This is a genomic window from Modicisalibacter luteus DSM 23508 (genome assembly GCF_000378505.1).
GTDB lineage: Bacteria > Pseudomonadota > Gammaproteobacteria > Pseudomonadales > Halomonadaceae > Modicisalibacter > Modicisalibacter luteus.
In genome coordinates, this window is the sequence record NZ_KB899990.1 from 100,293 (window position 1) to 116,440 (window position 16,148).

At 60.3% G+C, this 16,148-nt stretch carries 14 protein-coding genes; 12 read left to right on the forward strand and 2 right to left on the reverse strand.

Features of this window, described 5'->3' with window-relative positions; genetic code table 11:
- Positions 1-80: 80 nt before the first annotated feature.
- Positions 81-1,091 carry a small ribosomal subunit biogenesis GTPase RsgA gene (gene rsgA / locus F568_RS0103115; RefSeq protein WP_019017241.1) on the reverse strand — a complete coding sequence of 337 codons (1,011 nt, stop codon included), beginning with the start codon at positions 1,089-1,091 and terminating at the stop codon, positions 81-83.
- 114 nt (positions 1,092-1,205) lie between these two features.
- Between rsgA and orn the strand changes: the two genes are divergently transcribed.
- On the forward strand, positions 1,206-1,790 hold the full coding sequence (orn, locus tag F568_RS0103120) for an oligoribonuclease (RefSeq protein WP_019017242.1): 585 nt from the start codon (positions 1,206-1,208) through the stop codon (positions 1,788-1,790).
- 18 nt (positions 1,791-1,808) lie between these two features.
- On the opposite strand, the gene queG is transcribed toward orn, so the two are convergent.
- Entirely contained in the window at positions 1,809-2,924 is a 1,116-nt protein-coding gene (gene queG, locus F568_RS0103125; RefSeq protein WP_040475828.1) for a tRNA epoxyqueuosine(34) reductase QueG, read from the reverse strand.
- Positions 2,925-3,023: 99 nt separating this feature from the next.
- Here queG and F568_RS0103130 point away from each other — a divergent pair, with 99 nt between their 5' ends.
- The 11 genes from F568_RS0103130 to F568_RS0103180 all read left to right on the forward strand — a co-directional run bounded on the left by F568_RS0103130 (position 3,024) and on the right by F568_RS0103180 (position 16,147).
- Entirely contained in the window at positions 3,024-4,532 is a 1,509-nt protein-coding gene (locus F568_RS0103130; RefSeq protein ID WP_019017244.1) for a bifunctional ADP-dependent NAD(P)H-hydrate dehydratase/NAD(P)H-hydrate epimerase, read from the forward strand.
- Between the two features lie 8 nt (positions 4,533-4,540).
- Positions 4,541-5,017 carry a tRNA (adenosine(37)-N6)-threonylcarbamoyltransferase complex ATPase subunit type 1 TsaE gene (tsaE, locus tag F568_RS0103135; RefSeq protein WP_019017245.1) on the forward strand — a complete coding sequence of 159 codons (477 nt, stop codon included), beginning with the start codon at positions 4,541-4,543 and terminating at the stop codon, positions 5,015-5,017.
- A 118-nt stretch (positions 5,018-5,135) separates the two neighbouring features.
- Complete coding sequence (locus F568_RS0103140; protein ID WP_019017246.1) at positions 5,136-6,515, forward strand: N-acetylmuramoyl-L-alanine amidase; 1,380 nt, start codon at positions 5,136-5,138, stop codon at positions 6,513-6,515.
- 59 nt (positions 6,516-6,574) lie between these two features.
- The gene (gene mutL, locus F568_RS0103145; protein WP_019017247.1) at positions 6,575-8,590 is read left to right on the forward strand and encodes a DNA mismatch repair endonuclease MutL; all 2,016 of its coding nucleotides are present in this window, start codon (positions 6,575-6,577) and stop codon (positions 8,588-8,590) included.
- Entirely contained in the window at positions 8,587-9,546 is a 960-nt protein-coding gene (miaA, locus tag F568_RS0103150; protein ID WP_019017248.1) for a tRNA (adenosine(37)-N6)-dimethylallyltransferase MiaA, read from the forward strand. The genes mutL and miaA overlap by 4 nt, the downstream gene beginning before the upstream one ends.
- Before the next feature lie 124 nt (positions 9,547-9,670).
- Positions 9,671-9,919, forward strand: a complete 249-nt coding sequence (hfq, locus tag F568_RS0103155; RefSeq protein WP_019017249.1) for an RNA chaperone Hfq — start codon at positions 9,671-9,673, stop codon at positions 9,917-9,919.
- A 13-nt stretch (positions 9,920-9,932) separates the two neighbouring features.
- On the forward strand, positions 9,933-11,264 hold the full coding sequence (gene hflX / locus F568_RS0103160) for a ribosome rescue GTPase HflX (RefSeq protein WP_019017250.1): 1,332 nt from the start codon (positions 9,933-9,935) through the stop codon (positions 11,262-11,264).
- 80 nt (positions 11,265-11,344) lie between these two features.
- Entirely contained in the window at positions 11,345-12,583 is a 1,239-nt protein-coding gene (hflK, locus tag F568_RS0103165) for an FtsH protease activity modulator HflK (RefSeq protein ID WP_019017251.1), read from the forward strand.
- Complete coding sequence (hflC, locus tag F568_RS0103170) at positions 12,580-13,476, forward strand: protease modulator HflC (protein ID WP_019017252.1); 897 nt, start codon at positions 12,580-12,582, stop codon at positions 13,474-13,476. The genes hflK and hflC overlap by 4 nt, the downstream gene beginning before the upstream one ends.
- A 107-nt stretch (positions 13,477-13,583) precedes the next feature.
- Positions 13,584-14,780 (forward strand): ATP phosphoribosyltransferase regulatory subunit, encoded by a 1,197-nt coding sequence (locus F568_RS0103175; RefSeq protein ID WP_019017253.1) that lies wholly within the window; start codon positions 13,584-13,586, stop codon positions 14,778-14,780.
- Positions 14,781-14,851: 71 nt separating this feature from the next.
- The gene (locus F568_RS0103180; RefSeq protein ID WP_019017254.1) at positions 14,852-16,147 is read left to right on the forward strand and encodes an adenylosuccinate synthase; all 1,296 of its coding nucleotides are present in this window, start codon (positions 14,852-14,854) and stop codon (positions 16,145-16,147) included.
- Position 16,148: the final 1 nt, after the last annotated feature.

A 16,148-nucleotide genomic window follows, 5' to 3' on the forward strand; every position in this document is an offset into this window, starting at 1 on the left:
CTCTCCTTACGCGGACACTCGGTATTGGCACCGATCATGGCACAACCCGGGCGGTTCTCGCGAATGAAGAGGCTCACTAACTACGAGTTCAGGCTGTCCAGAATGCGCCGATAGCTGGCAAAACGCTCTTTGGCGATGTCGCCCTGGGCTACCGCCTCGAGCAGGGCACACCCAGGCTCATCCCGATGACGGCAATCGCGGAAACGGCAGTGGCCCAGCACGTCACGGAACTCGACAAAGCCTTCCGTGACTTGCTGCTCGTCGAGGTGAGTGAGCCCAAACTCACGAATCCCCGGCGAATCGATCAACTCTCCACCGATGGGCAGCCGATAGAGGCGGGCCGTGGTGGTGGTATGTGTCCCTTTGCGCGAATCCTCGGAGAGCGCACCGATACGCAGGGCCTCATCCGGCAATAGCCGGTCTATGAGTGAAGACTTGCCAACTCCGCTCTGCCCTACAAACACGGACGTCTTGTCCCGCAGCTTGGCATGCAAGTCATCCAGGCCCTGTGCGGTCTGGGTAGTGGCACGTACCACGGCATAACCCAGGGCGGCGTATCGCTCTAGCAGGGCGCCCAATTCACCGCCACCCTCAGGCAGTAAGTCGACCTTGTTGAGAACCAGTACCGGCGTAATGTCGGTGGCCTCGGCCGCGACCAGGTAACGATCGATCAGGTTGGCGAAGGGAGCGGGTTCGGCAGCGAAGACGATCAGTATCTGATCGATGTTAGCGGCGACCGGCTTCAGTTGGCCACGCGGATCGGGGCGCTCGAGTACGTTGTCGCGCGTATCCCTGGCCACGACTACACCGCTGCCATCTTGCGCCTGGCGCCAGATTACCCGGTCGCCAGTAACCAGACCTTCGAGATTGGCCCGCAAATGACAGCGATGGTTTTCGGTGTCTTCGGGCGCCTGGACATCGAGAGTCCGTCCGAAGTGAGCGATAACCCGGCCGGGAATCTCGGGACCGTATTCCCCGGCTTCCAACGCGTAGTCTTCACGCGCGGCCTGCTTTTCGGCACGGACGGCGCGCTCGGCCTGGATCTTCTCAACACGCCAACGTTGTTGGCGCGACAGCTTACGTTTGCTCATGCAACCTCGGCTGGGCGTACAATGGACGTATTGTACCCAGCGCGATCCGCCATGTCCGCCCAAGGACGCCGATCGATACTGGTATTTTTTTATAGTCTAAGACAGGAGTGCCGCATGCCCGAACAGTCCGACGCGCCACGCAAGGATCTATTGGTCTGGATCGATCTGGAAATGACCGGCCTCGATCCCAACAAGGAGCGGATCATCGAAGTGGCGACGCTGGTTACCGATGGCGAGCTGAACCTGATTGACGAAGGCCCGGTGCTGGCGGTCAAGCAGCCTGATAGCCTGTTGGCGGCCATGGATGAGTGGAATACACGTACCCATGGCGAGTCGGGGCTGATCGATCGGGTCAAGTCCAGCAAGATCGGCACCGCTGAGGCCGAACGTCTGACGTTGGAATTTCTGGCCCGCTACGTAGTGCCTGGAAGCTCACCAGTATGTGGCAACAGCGTGCATCAGGACCGGCGCTTTCTCGAGCGTGAGATGCCAGCCCTGCATGACTTCTTCCACTATCGCAACCTGGACGTGTCCACCATCAAGGAGCTGGCCAAGCGCTGGAATCCCGACGCACTGAAAGGTTTCGAGAAACGAAACACACACCGTGCCTTGGATGACATCCACGAATCAGTTAGCGAACTGGCACATTATCGCCGTACCTTCCTGCGCCTGGATGAAGGCAAGACAGGAGACGCGTAGTAACTTGTCCCAACGCTCTTAGTGGTTAGGACTGACCGCAATCAATCGCTGGCGCTTGCCGTGTTGCCTGGCAAGTGCCCAGCGCACGTGCTCACGAACCAGGTCGGAGGGGTAGGGCAGGCGAGCACGTAGTGCGGCCTCCACCGCTTCGCTCCACGGCGCGTTACCTAGTCCAACGGCTAGGTTGCGTAACCAACGCTCATAGCCGATGCGGCGAATGGCACTGCCTTCGGTACGCATCAGAAATTCCTCCTCGCCCCAGCCGAACAGGCGCACCAGTTCTGCGCGGTCCAGGTCGTGGCGCGGAGCGAAATCTTCCTCATGGCTGGCGCGAGTAAAGCGGGTGAAGGGGCAGACGAGTTGGCAGTCATCGCAGCCGTATACACGGTTGCCCATTGCCTCGCGATATTCCTCGGGAATGCTGCCATGCAACTCGATGGTCAGGTAGGAAATGCAGCGCCGTGAGTCGACGACCTTGTCATCGATGATCGCGCCTGTGGGGCAGGCGGTACGGCATTGGTTGCACTTGCCGCAGTGCTCGCTGTCGAAGGGGGCGTCGATGGGCAAGGGCAGGTCAGTGTAAAGCTCACCGAGAAAGAACAACGAGCCGGACCTGGGGTGCAGCAGCATCGAGTTCTTGCCGAACCAGCCCAGGCCGGCCTTTTGCGCCAGGGCGCGCTCCATGACCGGTGCTGAATCGACGAATGCCCGATAACCGAAGGGGCCGACCTCGTCCTCGATGCGCTTGGCCAGCGATGCCAGACGCTTGCGTATCAGCTTGTGGTAATCACGCCCCAGCGCATAGCGCGACACGTAGGCCTTGTCTGCCTGGCCGAGGACCTTGGTAGTTTCGACTTCGGGTGGCAAGTAATCCATGCGAGCGCTGATCACTCGCAACGTGCCGGGGACTAGCTCGGCCGGTCGCGTGCGTTTGCTGCCGTGTTTGGCCATGAAGCCCATCTCGCCATGATGTCCTGCCGCCAACCAGCGTTCCAGATAACGCTCATGCGTTGCCAGATCGGTATCGGTGATGCCGATCTGCTGGAAGCCCAGTTCGCGGCCCCATTCGTGGATACGTTCGGCCAGACCGGAAAGATCCAGGGAGTCGCCGTCTTTAACGGATTGACGTGTCATCATGAGTGAGGAAGAACGCAGGAAGCGGAACAGCAAGGCAAGTAGTGAAGAGGCGCCACACTACACTAGAACACAGTCTACGTCACACCGGAGGAGCTCATGTCGCGAGGCTACCGCCACCCCCTCTACCTCGCCGCCCAGGTCAGGGAAATCGATCGGCGTATCATTGCGTCGCAGGAAGCGGGCGACGGCTTTGTCCTGATGCAGCGGGCTGCATTGGCCGCCTACCAGCAGCTACGCCAACACTGGCCCTTGGCCCGGCATGTATGCGTCGTGTGCGGAGCAGGCAACAATGCCGGAGACGGTTACATAATTGCCGCCCTGGCGGCGCGGGATGGTCTTGAGGTGTCACTGATTGCCGTACGTTCGCCGGAGAACCTCAAGGGAGACGCTGCCCGCGCCTATGCCATGGCAACAGCAGAAGCCCTGAACGCTCAGTCTTGGCAGGACGGCATGGCGCTGCCCGGGGAGGTAGTCGTCGATGCCTTGCTGGGCACCGGCCTGGGAGGCGAGGTACGTGAGCCATTCGCATCGGCCATTGCTGCCATCAACGACAGCGGGCTGCCAGTACTGGCTGTAGATGTGCCTTCGGGGCTATCGGCAGACACCGGCAGCGTGCTGGGTGCGGCCGTCGACGCCGATGTCACGGTGACGTTCATCGCCGACAAGTTCGGCTTGCATACCGGCAAGGCGGGCGATCACGTCGGACGCGTCGTGTATCGTGCGCTTGGCATCGAGCCGCAGGCGCAGGGCGATATTGAACCACAAGCCGATCTACTCGATGCCGGGCTGGTACGGGAGGCTTTTCCGCCACGGCGCCGCACCAGCCATAAGGGCAATCATGGTCACCTATTGGTGATTGGCGGGGCGCCTGGCTTCGGTGGCGCAGCCTTGTTGGCCAGCGAGGCGGGAGCACGGCTGGGCGCCGGAAAGGTCAGCCTGGCGACGGCACCGGAGCATGTCGGGGCGAGCCTGATACGCACCCCCGAGATCATGGCGCGTGGCGTCAGGGGTGTCTCCGATGCCGAGCCGCTGGTCGACATGGCCGATGTCATCGTGGTCGGTCCGGGGTTAGGCAAGGATGCCTGGGGGCAAGGAATGCTTCAGGTGGCGCTGGATTCCGGCAAGCCCTTGGTTATCGATGCTGACGGCCTCAATCTGCTTGCCCTGTACTGGCCCGACCTGCAGCGTGACGATTGGCTGCTTACCCCACATCCTGGCGAAGCAGGGCGGCTACTCGAAAGTAGTAGCGCAGCGATAGAAGGGGATCGGTTGAGCGCCGTGCGTGACTTGCAGCAGCGCCGGCATGGCGCGATCGTACTCAAGGGGGCGGGTACGTTGGTGGCGGGACCTATGGGCATCGGTGTCTGCCCCTACGGCAATCCGGGCATGGCCAGTGGTGGAACCGGAGATGTCCTTTCGGGAATGTTGGGTTCACTCATCGCTCAAGGACTGCCCCTGGAGCAAGCGGCTCGTACTGGGGTGACGCTACATGCCCTCGCCGCTGATTTGGCAGCACAAAAGGAAGGGGAGCGTGGCCTGCTGGCGGGTGATCTGGCATCCTATGCGCGTATCTTGATGAATCTCGATAACGGTCACTCTTCTTGAGCGAAAGCATGCACCTATCTCTGCGTGACGAAGCCTCACAGGTCGCCTTTGGGGAGACACTGGGCCATGCCCTGAATGGGCGTGGGTGTATCTTCCTTCAGGGAGAGCTGGGGGCGGGCAAGACCACTCTGTCGCGCGGTATCCTGCGTGCCTACGGATACCAGGGCGCGGTCAAGAGTCCGACCTATACCCTGGTGGAGCCTTATGATCTGGGCGAGACACAGATTCACCATTTTGATCTTTACCGCCTGGGGGATCCCGAGGAGCTCGAGTTCATCGGGGCCCGTGAGCTTTTCTCCGAAGACAGCCTGTGTCTGGTCGAGTGGCCTAGCCGTGGCGAGGGGTGGCTTCCCATGTCCGACCTGACCGTGACGCTATCGGTAGTGGGTGCGGGGCGTGAGGCCAGCGTGATGGCAAGCACGCCCTATGGCGATCATGTCCTTTCCCGACTGAACAGCATCCTTTCCGAAAAGGGCGACAGCTAACGTTATGATGTGTGTGAATCGGCTAACGTACCGCCTGTGTCGTGCTTCTCACCGGCCACTGCGACGGCTAGCCACTCTGTTTTTTGGGGTCACGGCGACTCTGTTGCCTGCCCTGGGAATGGCGAGTGATGTTCAGAACTTGCGTATCTGGGCTGCGCCTGACCATGCCCGACTGGTCTTCGATCTATCTGCTCCGACCGATGCCAAAGTCTTTTCTTTAGATAATCCCGACCGTCTGGTCATCGATCTGGCCGATAGTCGAATGACCCTGGATCCCGACACGCTGGACCTGGGCGGGAGCGCTGTCAGCAAGATTCGTACGGGAACTCGACACGGGGATGATTTGCGTGTCGTGCTCGATCTCAGCCGTAACGTCGAGCCCAAGCATTTCACATTGGCGCCCAATGATCAGTATGGCCACCGCTTGGTGGTGGATCTGGAGTATCCGGGAGCAAGTGCCGTCGATAATCCGATCGATCCCATCGAAGCCAAGATTCGCGAGCAGGAAATAGCCGTGGATCGGGCACTGGCAGGCGCGCAGGGTGGCGGTAACGCTGCACAGAAACAGGCGTCTCTGGCCCGCGAAAAAGCTCAACCTCATCCCAAGCGAGACATCATTATTGCCATCGATGCCGGCCACGGCGGTGAAGATCCCGGCGCCATCGGGCCCAGCGGCACCCGTGAAAAAGATGTCGTTTTGCAGATAGCTCGCCGGCTCGAGTCGACCATCCAGGGCACGCCCGGTTACAAGGCGGTCATGATCCGCGATGGCGATTATTATGTTGGCCTGCGCCAGCGTACATTGCTGGCACGTGACCAGAAGGCTGACTTTTTCGTCTCGATTCATGCCGATGCCTTCAAGAGCCCGCGTCCCAAAGGCAGCTCGGTATTTGCCCTGTCGCAGAGTGGTGCCACGTCCGAGACTGCCAAGTGGTTGGCTACCAGCGAGAACCGCTCGGACCTGATCGGCGGTGTGGATGGTAGTCTCAATTTGGCTGACAAGGACGAAGTGCTACGGGGCGTGCTGCTCGACCTGACCATGACTGCGACCCTCAACGACTCCTTGGCTGTGGGTGGCCAGGTGCTCGATCAACTCGGCCAGATCAACCATCTGCACAAGTCGCGGGTTGAGCAGGCGGGATTCGTGGTGCTCAAGTCGCCGGACATCCCCTCGCTGCTGATCGAGACGGGGTTCATCTCAAACCCGCAGGAAGAAAAGCGTCTGCGCGATGCGAGTTATCAGCAATCGCTGGCCAAGGCGATCTTCACCGGCATCAATGCTCATTACCAGCGCAACCCCCCGCCAGCCAGCCTGTTGGCCTGGCAGCGCGATCAGCAGCGTGGCGGTCCGTCCAACGAATATCGCATTCAGCCCGGCGATACCTTGTCGGAAATTGCCTCGCGTCACGAGGTACCGTTGCAGACGCTCAAGCAAGCCAATGAGATCAACGGTGATGTGATTCGTGTCGGCCAGGTGTTACGGATTCCTCGGGGCTAATTCCGCATAGTGGCAACGACGATGACAGGGGCTATTGCAGGGCCATTAATGGTAAGGCGATGACGCAGACACAACGCATACAGATACTCAATCCGCGCCTGGCCAACCAGATCGCTGCCGGAGAGGTGGTCGAACGGCCGTCATCTGTGGTCAAGGAACTGATCGAGAATGCCATCGATGCAGGCAGCCGGCGGATCGAGGTTGAGCTGGAAGCCGGTGGGGCGCGTTTGATCAAGATTCGCGACGATGGCAGCGGTATCGCCGAGGAAGACCTGCCGTTGGCTCTGTCGCGTCACGCCACCAGCAAGATCGAGTCGCTGGAAGACCTGGAGGGAGTCGCCAGCCTGGGGTTCCGGGGCGAAGCACTAGCCTCGATCAGCTCGGTGTCGCGCTTGGAGTTGATCTCCAATATCGACGATGATCCTACGGCCGGCTGGCGCGTAGTGGCCGAAGGCCGCCAAATGGAACCGCGGGTCTCTCCGGCACCGCATCCGCGCGGCACGTCGGTGACGGTGCGTGACTTGTTCTTCAATACCCCGGCGCGCCGCAAGTTTCTACGCACCGAGAAAACCGAGTTCGGCCATGTCGAAGAAGCGTTTCGGCGCCTTGCCCTGTCGCGCTACGACATCGGCTGGACACTCAGGCACAACCAGAAGACCATTCACCAGTTGCGCCCGGCCATGGATGCCGCGTCAGGCGAGCGACGCATCAATGCCTTGCTGAGTGGCAAGTTTCTCGATAATGCGTTGCATCTGGACATTGAGGCGTCGGGGTTGCGACTGTGGGGCTGGGTCGGTCTGCCGACCCATTCGCGGGCCCAGGCCGACCAGCAATATTTCTTCGTCAATGGTCGCGTGGTACGTGATCGTCTGGTCGCTCATGCCATACGCCAGGCCTATCGCGACGTGCTTTTCCACGGCAGGCATCCTGCCTTTGTGTTGTATCTTGAGCTCGATCCCACCGTGGTCGATGTCAACGTCCACCCCACCAAGCACGAAGTGCGGTTTCGCGATGGCCGGCTGGTCCATGACTTCCTGTTCTCGAGCCTGCACCGGGCCTTGGCCGAGGTTCGTCCCAACGAGGTAACCCACGACACTGCTGCTGGTCAGAGCGGCGGCGCGGCGGATACCGCGGACGCGAACGATGTGACTGTTTCGCAGGCTGATTCATCGACAAGCCAGGAAGCGGCCAGCCAAGCCCGCTGGCAACAGCAGCCCATGGCGCTATATCCTGGTCGTGACGGCTCGAAGACCGGCAACGATTCTCGACCTGGCGCTGCTCGGGTCCGCGAATTCATGGCCGGCTATCGGGCCCTGCATCCTGACCATGAGGAGGCCTTGCTGACACCGCAGCCACCGGCTCCGGGTGGGGCTGAAGCCGCCGTCGCCTGGCAGGAGCGGCATAGCGATGCGCCTTCGGTAACTACATTGCCCACGACGAGCGCGCGTGCGATGCCCGAGGAGGACCTGACTCAGGCTCCACCGCTGGGCTACGCAATTGCCCAGTTGCATGGGGTGTACATACTATCCCAGACGGCGCGTGGCCTGGTGGTGGTCGATATGCACGCTGCCCACGAGCGGATTACCTACGAGGTTATGAAGCAGCAGGTACATGGCAGCGTCGACTACGAAGGGCGTCTGGAAGCCCAGCCCTTATTGGTTCCGGTATCGCTCGCGGCCAGCCCCGGCGAGGTGGAAACTGCCGAGCGGTGCCGCGATGCGTTCTCTCGTCTAGGGGTGGAGCTTGATGTGGCTGGTCCCGAGACGCTGCTGGTTCGTCAGGTGCCGGTACTGCTGGCCCAGGCTGATGTCGAGCCGCTGATCCGTGACATGCTCGCCGATCTGGACCGCTACGGCCATTCCGACCGCATCGAGGCACATATCAATGCACTGCTGGCGACCATGGCCTGCCATGGTAGTGTGCGTGCCAACCGGCGCTTAACGCTTGCGGAGATGAATGCTTTGCTACGCGACATGGAACGCACCGAGCGCAGCGGCCAGTGCAACCATGGGCGCCCCACCTGGACCGAGATGTCGATGCAGGAACTCGACAAGCTTTTCCTGCGCGGTCAATGAGCAATAAGGAAGCGATGCACACGGATACCCGGCCTCTCGCCATCTTCCTCATGGGCCCGACGGCCTCTGGGAAAACCGACCTGGCCATGGCGCTGCACGAGCGGCTAGGTGCCGAGCTGATCAGTGTCGATTCGGCCATGGTTTATCGCGGCATGGACATCGGCACCGCCAAGCCTTCGCCCGAGGAACTGGCGCGGGCTCCACATCGGCTGATCGATATCCGGGATCCTGCCGAACCCTACTCGGCGGCCCAATTTCGCGACGATGCACGAGGCGAAATGTGCCGGATCAGCGCACGTGGCAATATCCCGCTGCTGGTTGGAGGCACCATGCTTTACTATAAAAGCTTGGTGGGTGGCATCGGCAGCCTGCCCGAGGCCGATAGCAAGGTGCGTGCCGAACTCGAGGCGTGGACGGCCCGTGACGGGATGCAGGCCTTGCATGATCATCTCTGCAAGGTCGATCCCGATTCGGCTGCGCGTATACATCCCAACGATCCACAGCGGCTGATGCGGGCGTTGGAGGTCCAGCGCATCACGGGGCGTCCCATGAGTGAGCTGTGGCGTGAGCAGGCTCGGGAAACCTTTCCTTGGCGCACGTTGTCCATAGGGCTTGCTCCGGCTGATCGGCATGTACTGCATGAGCGCATTGCTCGGCGTTTCACGATGATGCTCAGGGCAGGTTTCATCGACGAGGTCGCCGGGCTCAAGCAGCGGGGAGACCTGCATCCAGGGCTACCGTCGATGAAAAGCGTAGGCTATCGTCAAGCGTGGCAGTATCTGGATGGTGCCTACGGCGAGGAGGACTTGAAGTTCAAGGGAATCGTCGCCACTAGACAACTGGCCAAGCGGCAGATCACCTGGCTGCGTAGCTGGCCGGCGCTTCACTGGGTTGATTCCCTGGGAAGCGCACCGCTCGAAGAGATATTGAATCTCGTGCGCCCCTGGCGCTCTTAGCGTAAGATAAGGGCTTCGTGTGGCGGAACGATGCTACGCTGCGCATACGTGGCCCCAAGGGCACATGCCCCAGGCGAATCGATAAAAAGACATCAACATTATAGAGACAGTTAGGGAGAGCAAAATGTCCAAAGGGCAGTCCCTTCAAGACCCGTATCTGAACATCCTGCGCAAGGAGCGCATCCCGGTGTCCATTTTTCTGGTCAATGGGATCAAGCTGCAGGGGCAGATCGAATCCTTCGACCAGTTCGTGATCCTGTTGCGCAATACAGTCAGCCAAATGGTGTATAAGCATGCCATTTCGACTGTGGTACCTTCCCGTAACGTACGGTTGCCTGCACAGGACCCCAATGCAGCTTCCCAAGAAAGCTGATAAGAGGCCTTGATTGTTTTTTGAACGTCCCGACGCCGGAGAGACGGCGGTACTCGTCCATATCGATTTTCAGGACGAACAGGAGCGCGAAGATCCAGGCGAGTTCCTGGAGCTGGTGCGCTCCGCAGGGGCTGAGCCGGCAACCCTCATGCAGGGGAGCCGGCGTAAGCCCGATCCACGTGCCTTCATAGGCAGCGGCAAGGTGGAAGAGCTGCGCGAGCTGTTGGCTGTCCACCAAGCCGAGTTGGTTATATTCAATCATGCGCTCAGTCCATCTCAGGAGCGTAACCTCGAGCGCTCGCTCAAGTGTCGTATCCTCGATCGTACTGGGCTGATCCTGGATATCTTCGCGCAACGTGCACGTACCCACGAGGGTAAGCTGCAGGTCGAATTGGCCCAGCTCGAATATATGTCCACCCGTTTGGTACGCGGCTGGACCCACCTTGAGCGCCAGAAAGGGGGGATAGGCCTGCGTGGGCCTGGGGAAACCCAGCTAGAGACAGACCGTCGGCTGCTGCGCGCACGCATCAAGTCCATTCACAAGCGTCTCGACAAGGTCCGCAGCCAGCGCGAGCAGAACCGTCGTGCTCGCTCACGTGCCGAGATTCCCAGTGTTTCGCTGGTTGGCTACACGAATGCCGGCAAATCGACACTGTTCAATGCGCTGACTTCGTCTGAGGTCTATGCCGCGAATCAGTTGTTTGCCACCCTCGATCCCACATTGCGGCGCCTGGAAATTGCCGATGTCGGCCCGGTGGTGCTGGCCGACACGGTTGGTTTCATTCGCCATCTGCCTCACAAGCTGGTAGAGGCGTTTCAGGCCACTCTGCAGGAGGCGGCCGAAGCCTCGTTGCTGGTACATGTCATCGATGCTGCCGATCCCGATCGCGAGATGAATATTGCCGAGGTAGAAGGTGTGCTCGCGGAAATCGGCGCCGATGAGGTGCCTTGCTTGCGAGTCATGAACAAGATCGATCTACTTGACAGTGCGCCTCGTATCGAACGTGACGGCAACGGAATCCCTGAAGTCGTCTGGCTTTCGGCTCAGCAGGGGCTTGGGCTCGACCTACTGGCTGAAGCGCTCTCGGAGCGTCTCGCCGAGAATGTGATAGAGGCCAGTCTGACGTTATCTCCCGAGCAGGGTAGACTACGTGCCGGTTTGCATGAGCTGGGTGCCGTGCGCGAAGAGACGTTCGACGATCAGGGCAATACCCTGTTGAACGTTCGCCTGCCGCGGCGTGATTTCATGCAGTTGCTTGCTCGACTGGGTGAGAAAGCAGAGGACTATCTAGCGCCGGAGGACATGGAAGCGTCGCCGGTGTGGGCCGACGAGGCCCGGCGATGATCGATCGATGCTGATGGCCTCGATCGGTCGTGCGCACCTGATCAACGCATGTCGCAATTTACGCTGAGTGGAGACAACGTATGGCTTGGAATGAGCCTGGTGGTGGTGGCAACCAGCACGACCCGTGGAGTGGTGGTGGTCGGCGCGGTAGCGGCGGCAACGGTAGCGGTGGTGGCGGCAATAACCAGGGCCCGCCCGATCTCGATGAAGCCCTGAAGAAGTTCCAGGACAAGCTCAACAACATGCTCGGCGGTGGCCGTGGCAAACGGGGCGGTCGGGGTGAATCCGGTGGCGGTGGCGGTGGCGGCAAGCGCAGTACCTTTACGCTGCCGGCGCTGGTGATCATCATTGCCGTGGCGATTTGGGCCGCGTCCGGTTTCTATCTCGTTGACCAGTCCGAGCGTGGTGTCGTGCTGCGCTTCGGCAAGATGCAGAACGTGGTAACTCCCGGCCTGCACTGGAATCCACCGTTCATTGACGATGTGCGCATGGTCAACGTCACGCGCGTTCGTTCCATCTCGCAAACCAAATCGATGCTGACCCAAGACGAGAATATCGTCGAGGTTGACATGTCGGTGCAGTACCGCGTGACCGACCCGGGCGAATTCGTCCTCAACGTGCGCAACCCTGAACTCAGTATCGAGAACGCGTTGGACTCAGCGCTGCGTCATGTGGTCGGTGGCACAGAGATGCAGCTGATCCTGACATCCGGGCGTGAACTGCTGGCGGATACGGTATCGACACGCTTGCAAAACTACCTCAACGCTTATGGAACAGGGGTAACTGTTCAGGCCGTTAACGTAGAATCGACGGCTGCGCCGGATGCCGTTCAGGAGGCCTTTGACGATGTCATCAAGGCCCGGGAGGATCGGCAGCGCTCTATCAACGAAGCCATCGGTTACGCCAATGCCATCATTCCGGTAGCCCAGGGTGAGGCTCAGCGCATGATCGAGCAGGCGCAAGGCTATCGGGAGTCGGTGGTTGCTGAGGCCCAGGGTAATACCAACCGCTTCAACTCTCTGCTGTCCGAGTATCAGAACTCGCCGCAGATCATGCGTGACCGCATGTACATCGAGGCGCTGTCCGACGTGCTCAGCAATACCAGCAAGGTATTGGTCGATGTCAGCTCGAACAGTCCGCTGATGGTGTTGCCGCTGGAGAAATTGGGACTAAGCCAGGGCAGTCAGGATACCGAATCCGGTAATGGCGACCAGGACCAGAGCCAGGCGGGCGTGGATCCGCGTATCCTCGAGCGCCTGAACAGCGGTAACAGCCAGCAGCAGAACAACAGTGGTATCCGTAGGGAGGGCCGTCAATGATCAATAATCGTTCCCTGGTCATCGTTGCCGGCCTTGCCGTGGTTGCCTGGGTCGGCAGCAGCAGCCTCTACATCGTCGACGAGACTGAGCGTGCCGTGAAGCTTCGCTTCGGTGAAATCATCGAGGAGAACATCCAGCCGGGTCTGCATTTCAAGATCCCGTTCGTCCAGACCGTCCGGACCTTCGATACCCGGGTACTTACGCTGGACACGGACACCAGCCGTTACCTGACCCTGGAACAGAAGGCGGTGATCGTCGATTCGTATGTGATGTGGAAAGTTGTCAATCCTACTCGTTACTACGAGGCGACGACCGGCAATGAGCAGACCGCAGAGCGCTTGATCATGCCTCGCGTGGACGAGAGTCTGCGTAACCAGTTCGGTCGGCTTGAGCTGCAGGAAATCATCGCCGAGAAGCGGGATGCTCTGATGGCGGAACCCACCGAGCAGCTCAACGAGCTGCTGCGGGAGGAGCTGGGGGTGGCTATCATCGATATCCGCATCAAGCGGATCGATTTGCCTGATCAAGTCACCCAGGCGGTCTACGATCGCATGCGTACCGAGCGTCAGCGCGAGGCTCGCGAGTATCGTGCTCAGGGGCAGGAGCAGGCCGAGAAGATTCGCGCCAATGCCGATCGGCGTAGGCAGGTTCTGATCGCCGAAGCTCAGGCCAAGGCCCAGACTTTGAGTGGCCAGGGCGATGCCGAAGCGGCGGCAATCTACTCCCAGTCATATGAGCAAGACGCTGAGTTCTTCCGCTTCTATCGCAGCCTGAACGCCTATCGCGACAGCTTCGATGGCAAGGATGACTTGCTGGTTCTGGAGCCGGATAGCGATTTCTTCCGCTATCTTGAAAGTGCGCGTCCGGAGCAGGGCCAGAACGCAGGCCAATGATGCCAAGGCTCTCCGGGGTACACCCGGAGAGCAAACGTGATAGAATCCTCTAACCGGGCGTGGCCCGGTTTTTTTGTGCGCCATTCATTTCTGGCAGGACAGGGCAAATGACCATCGCAGACCGCTGGCTGCTTCCCGACGGCATGGACGAGGTGCTCCCCCCGCAGGCGACCCGCATGGAGGCGCTACGTCGCGCGCTTCTCGATCTGTATTATCGCTGGGGTTACGACTTGGTTATGCCGCCGCCGGTTGAGTTTCTGGACTCCTTGCTGACCGGGACCGGAACCGACCTCGACCTTCAGACCTTCAAGCTCACCGACCAGCTCACTGGCCGCCTGATGGGCGCCAGTGCCGACGTGACGCCGCAGGTAGCCCGTATGGACGCGCATTCTCTGAAACGCCAAGGGCCGGCGCGATTATGCTATTGCAGCCATGTACTGCGGGCCAAGGCCGACCAGCATCAGGGAGGGCGTAGCCCGGTTCAGGTGGGTGTGGAGTTGTTCGGTCATGCCGGTCTCGAAGCCGACCTGGAAATTCTGCGTTTGGCCCTGTCTAGCCTGACTACGGCCGGCGCCTCGGAGATTCACCTGGCATTGGGTCATATTGGCATCTACCGGACGCTGGTCCAGGCTGCCAATCTTCAGGGCGATGCCCGTCGGGCCATGTTCGAGGCTATCGAGCGCAAGTCGCCCAGCGAGGTGAATGCGCTGGTTGCGGCGCATGTCGATGATGCGGGGCTGGCAGACATGTTTTCCGCACTGGTGAATCTGCACGGGGGGGGTGACATACTCGAAGCGGCTCGCACTGCGCTGATTGAAGCGCCGGCAGAGGTGGCTGAAGCGCTCGATCAGCTGCAGGCATTGTGTGAGGGAGTCAAGCGGGACTATCCCGATGTCACGCTATACGTGGATCTCGCCGACCTGCGGGGCTATCAGTACCACACGGGCATGATGTTCGCCGCTTATGTGCCAGGGTATGGACAGGCGTTGGCTAAAGGAGGACGCTACGATGATACTGGGCGTGCCTTTGGTCGTGCCCGGCCGGCCACCGGCTTCTCGATGGACCTCAAGCTGCTGGCCACTCTGGTGGAGCAAGCTCCCCAGAATGATGGTATCTGGGCTCCGTCGCTGGCAGCTTCGAGTAGCGAAGCGCAGCAGCTCAATGCAGTGATCGCGCGTCTACGCAGTGCCGGTGAGCGTGTCGTGCAGGCGCTACCCGATCAGCAGACCGGTCCCGCTGAGCACCGCTGCAATCGTCAGCTCGTGCGCATGGGTGACGATTGGCAGGTTTCACCACTGACATAATATGACGAGCGGCGCCGATGCTCCGCCCGTAAGGCCCGATTGGCGGTTTTCTAGTTCAAGAGACGAGAGTGATGGGCAAGAACGTAGTCGTACTGGGCACCCAGTGGGGTGACGAAGGCAAGGGTAAGGTCGTCGATTTGCTGACCGAGTCGGCATCGGCGGTCGTACGTTTTCAGGGCGGGCACAATGCTGGCCATACGCTAGTCATCGACGGCGAGAAGACGGTACTTCACCTGATTCCTTCGGGCATTCTGCGCGAAGACAAGACCTGTGTGATCGGCAACGGTGTAGTGTTGTCCCCCGAGGCACTGATCAAGGAAATCCGAGAGCTCGAGGCCAAGGGCGTGCCGGTACGCAAACGTTTGCGTCTGTCGCCGGCCTGTCCGCTGATTCTTTCCTATCACGTGCGCCTTGACCAGGCGCGTGAAAAAGAGCGTGGCGTGGCCAAGATCGGTACTACCGGGCGAGGCATCGGGCCAGCCTATGAGGACAAGGTGGCGCGCCGAGGCCTGCGCTTGGGTGACCTGCTGCACCGCGAACGCTTTGCTTCCAAGTTGGGTGAGGTGCTTCAGTACCATAACTTCGTACTGAAGGAATATCATCGCGAGGAACCGGTCGATTTCCAGAAGGTCTTCGATGAAGCCATGGAGATGGCCGAAGAACTTCGCCCGATGGTCTGCGATGCTGTCAGCTTGGTCCACGATATCCGCAAGCGTGGCGAAAATATCCTGTTTGAAGGTGCGCAGGGCTCGCTGTTGGATATCGATCACGGCACCTACCCCTACGTGACTAGCTCCAATACCACTGCTGGCGGGACGGCCACCGGCTCCGGTGTCGGGCCGCTGTATCTGGATTACGTGCTCGGCATCACCAAAGCCTACACAACGCGTGTCGGCTCCGGGCCGTTTCCCACTGAGCTGTTCGATGAGTTTGGCCGCCATTTGGCCGAACGGGGTCATGAGTTCGGCGCGACTACCGGACGGCCACGCCGCTGTGGCTGGTTCGATGCTGTGGCCCTGCGCCATGCCGTGCAGATCAACTCGGTTTCCGGTATCTGCTTGACCAAGCTCGATGTGCTTGATGGTCTGGAAAACATTCGGGTCTGTGTCGGGTATCGCAGCAAGGACGGCGAACGCTTGGATACGCCAGTCGACTCCGAGGGCTACGAGGCCCTTGAGCCGCTCTACGAAGATTTACCGGGGTGGAGCGAGTCGACACTGGGTATCAAGCGTATCGAGGATCTGCCCAAGAACGCACGAGCATATATCAGTTTCCTCGAAGAACAGACCGGCACATCCATCGATATCATCTCCACCGGTCCAGACCGTAACGAGACGATCGTGCTGCGCAACCCGTTTACGGGGTGAC

Coding starts and splice junctions, on each gene's coding strand:
- hflC (WP_019017252.1), top strand. CDS start 12,580: ATGATCAATAATCGTTCCCTGGTCATCGTTGCCGGCCTTGCCGTGGTT.
- mutL (WP_019017247.1), top strand. CDS start 6,575: ATGACGCAGACACAACGCATACAGATACTCAATCCGCGCCTGGCCAAC.
- hflK (WP_019017251.1), top strand. CDS start 11,345: ATGGCTTGGAATGAGCCTGGTGGTGGTGGCAACCAGCACGACCCGTGG.
- orn (WP_019017242.1), top strand. CDS start 1,206: ATGCCCGAACAGTCCGACGCGCCACGCAAGGATCTATTGGTCTGGATC.
- tsaE (WP_019017245.1), top strand. CDS start 4,541: ATGCACCTATCTCTGCGTGACGAAGCCTCACAGGTCGCCTTTGGGGAG.
- F568_RS0103140 (WP_019017246.1), top strand. CDS start 5,136: ATGGCGAGTGATGTTCAGAACTTGCGTATCTGGGCTGCGCCTGACCAT.
- queG (WP_040475828.1), bottom strand. CDS start 2,924: ATGACACGTCAATCCGTTAAAGACGGCGACTCCCTGGATCTTTCCGGT.
- F568_RS0103130 (WP_019017244.1), top strand. CDS start 3,024: ATGTCGCGAGGCTACCGCCACCCCCTCTACCTCGCCGCCCAGGTCAGG.
- hfq (WP_019017249.1), top strand. CDS start 9,671: ATGTCCAAAGGGCAGTCCCTTCAAGACCCGTATCTGAACATCCTGCGC.
- rsgA (WP_019017241.1), bottom strand. CDS start 1,091: ATGAGCAAACGTAAGCTGTCGCGCCAACAACGTTGGCGTGTTGAGAAG.
- miaA (WP_019017248.1), top strand. CDS start 8,587: ATGAGCAATAAGGAAGCGATGCACACGGATACCCGGCCTCTCGCCATC.
- F568_RS0103175 (WP_019017253.1), top strand. CDS start 13,584: ATGACCATCGCAGACCGCTGGCTGCTTCCCGACGGCATGGACGAGGTG.
- F568_RS0103180 (WP_019017254.1), top strand. CDS start 14,852: ATGGGCAAGAACGTAGTCGTACTGGGCACCCAGTGGGGTGACGAAGGC.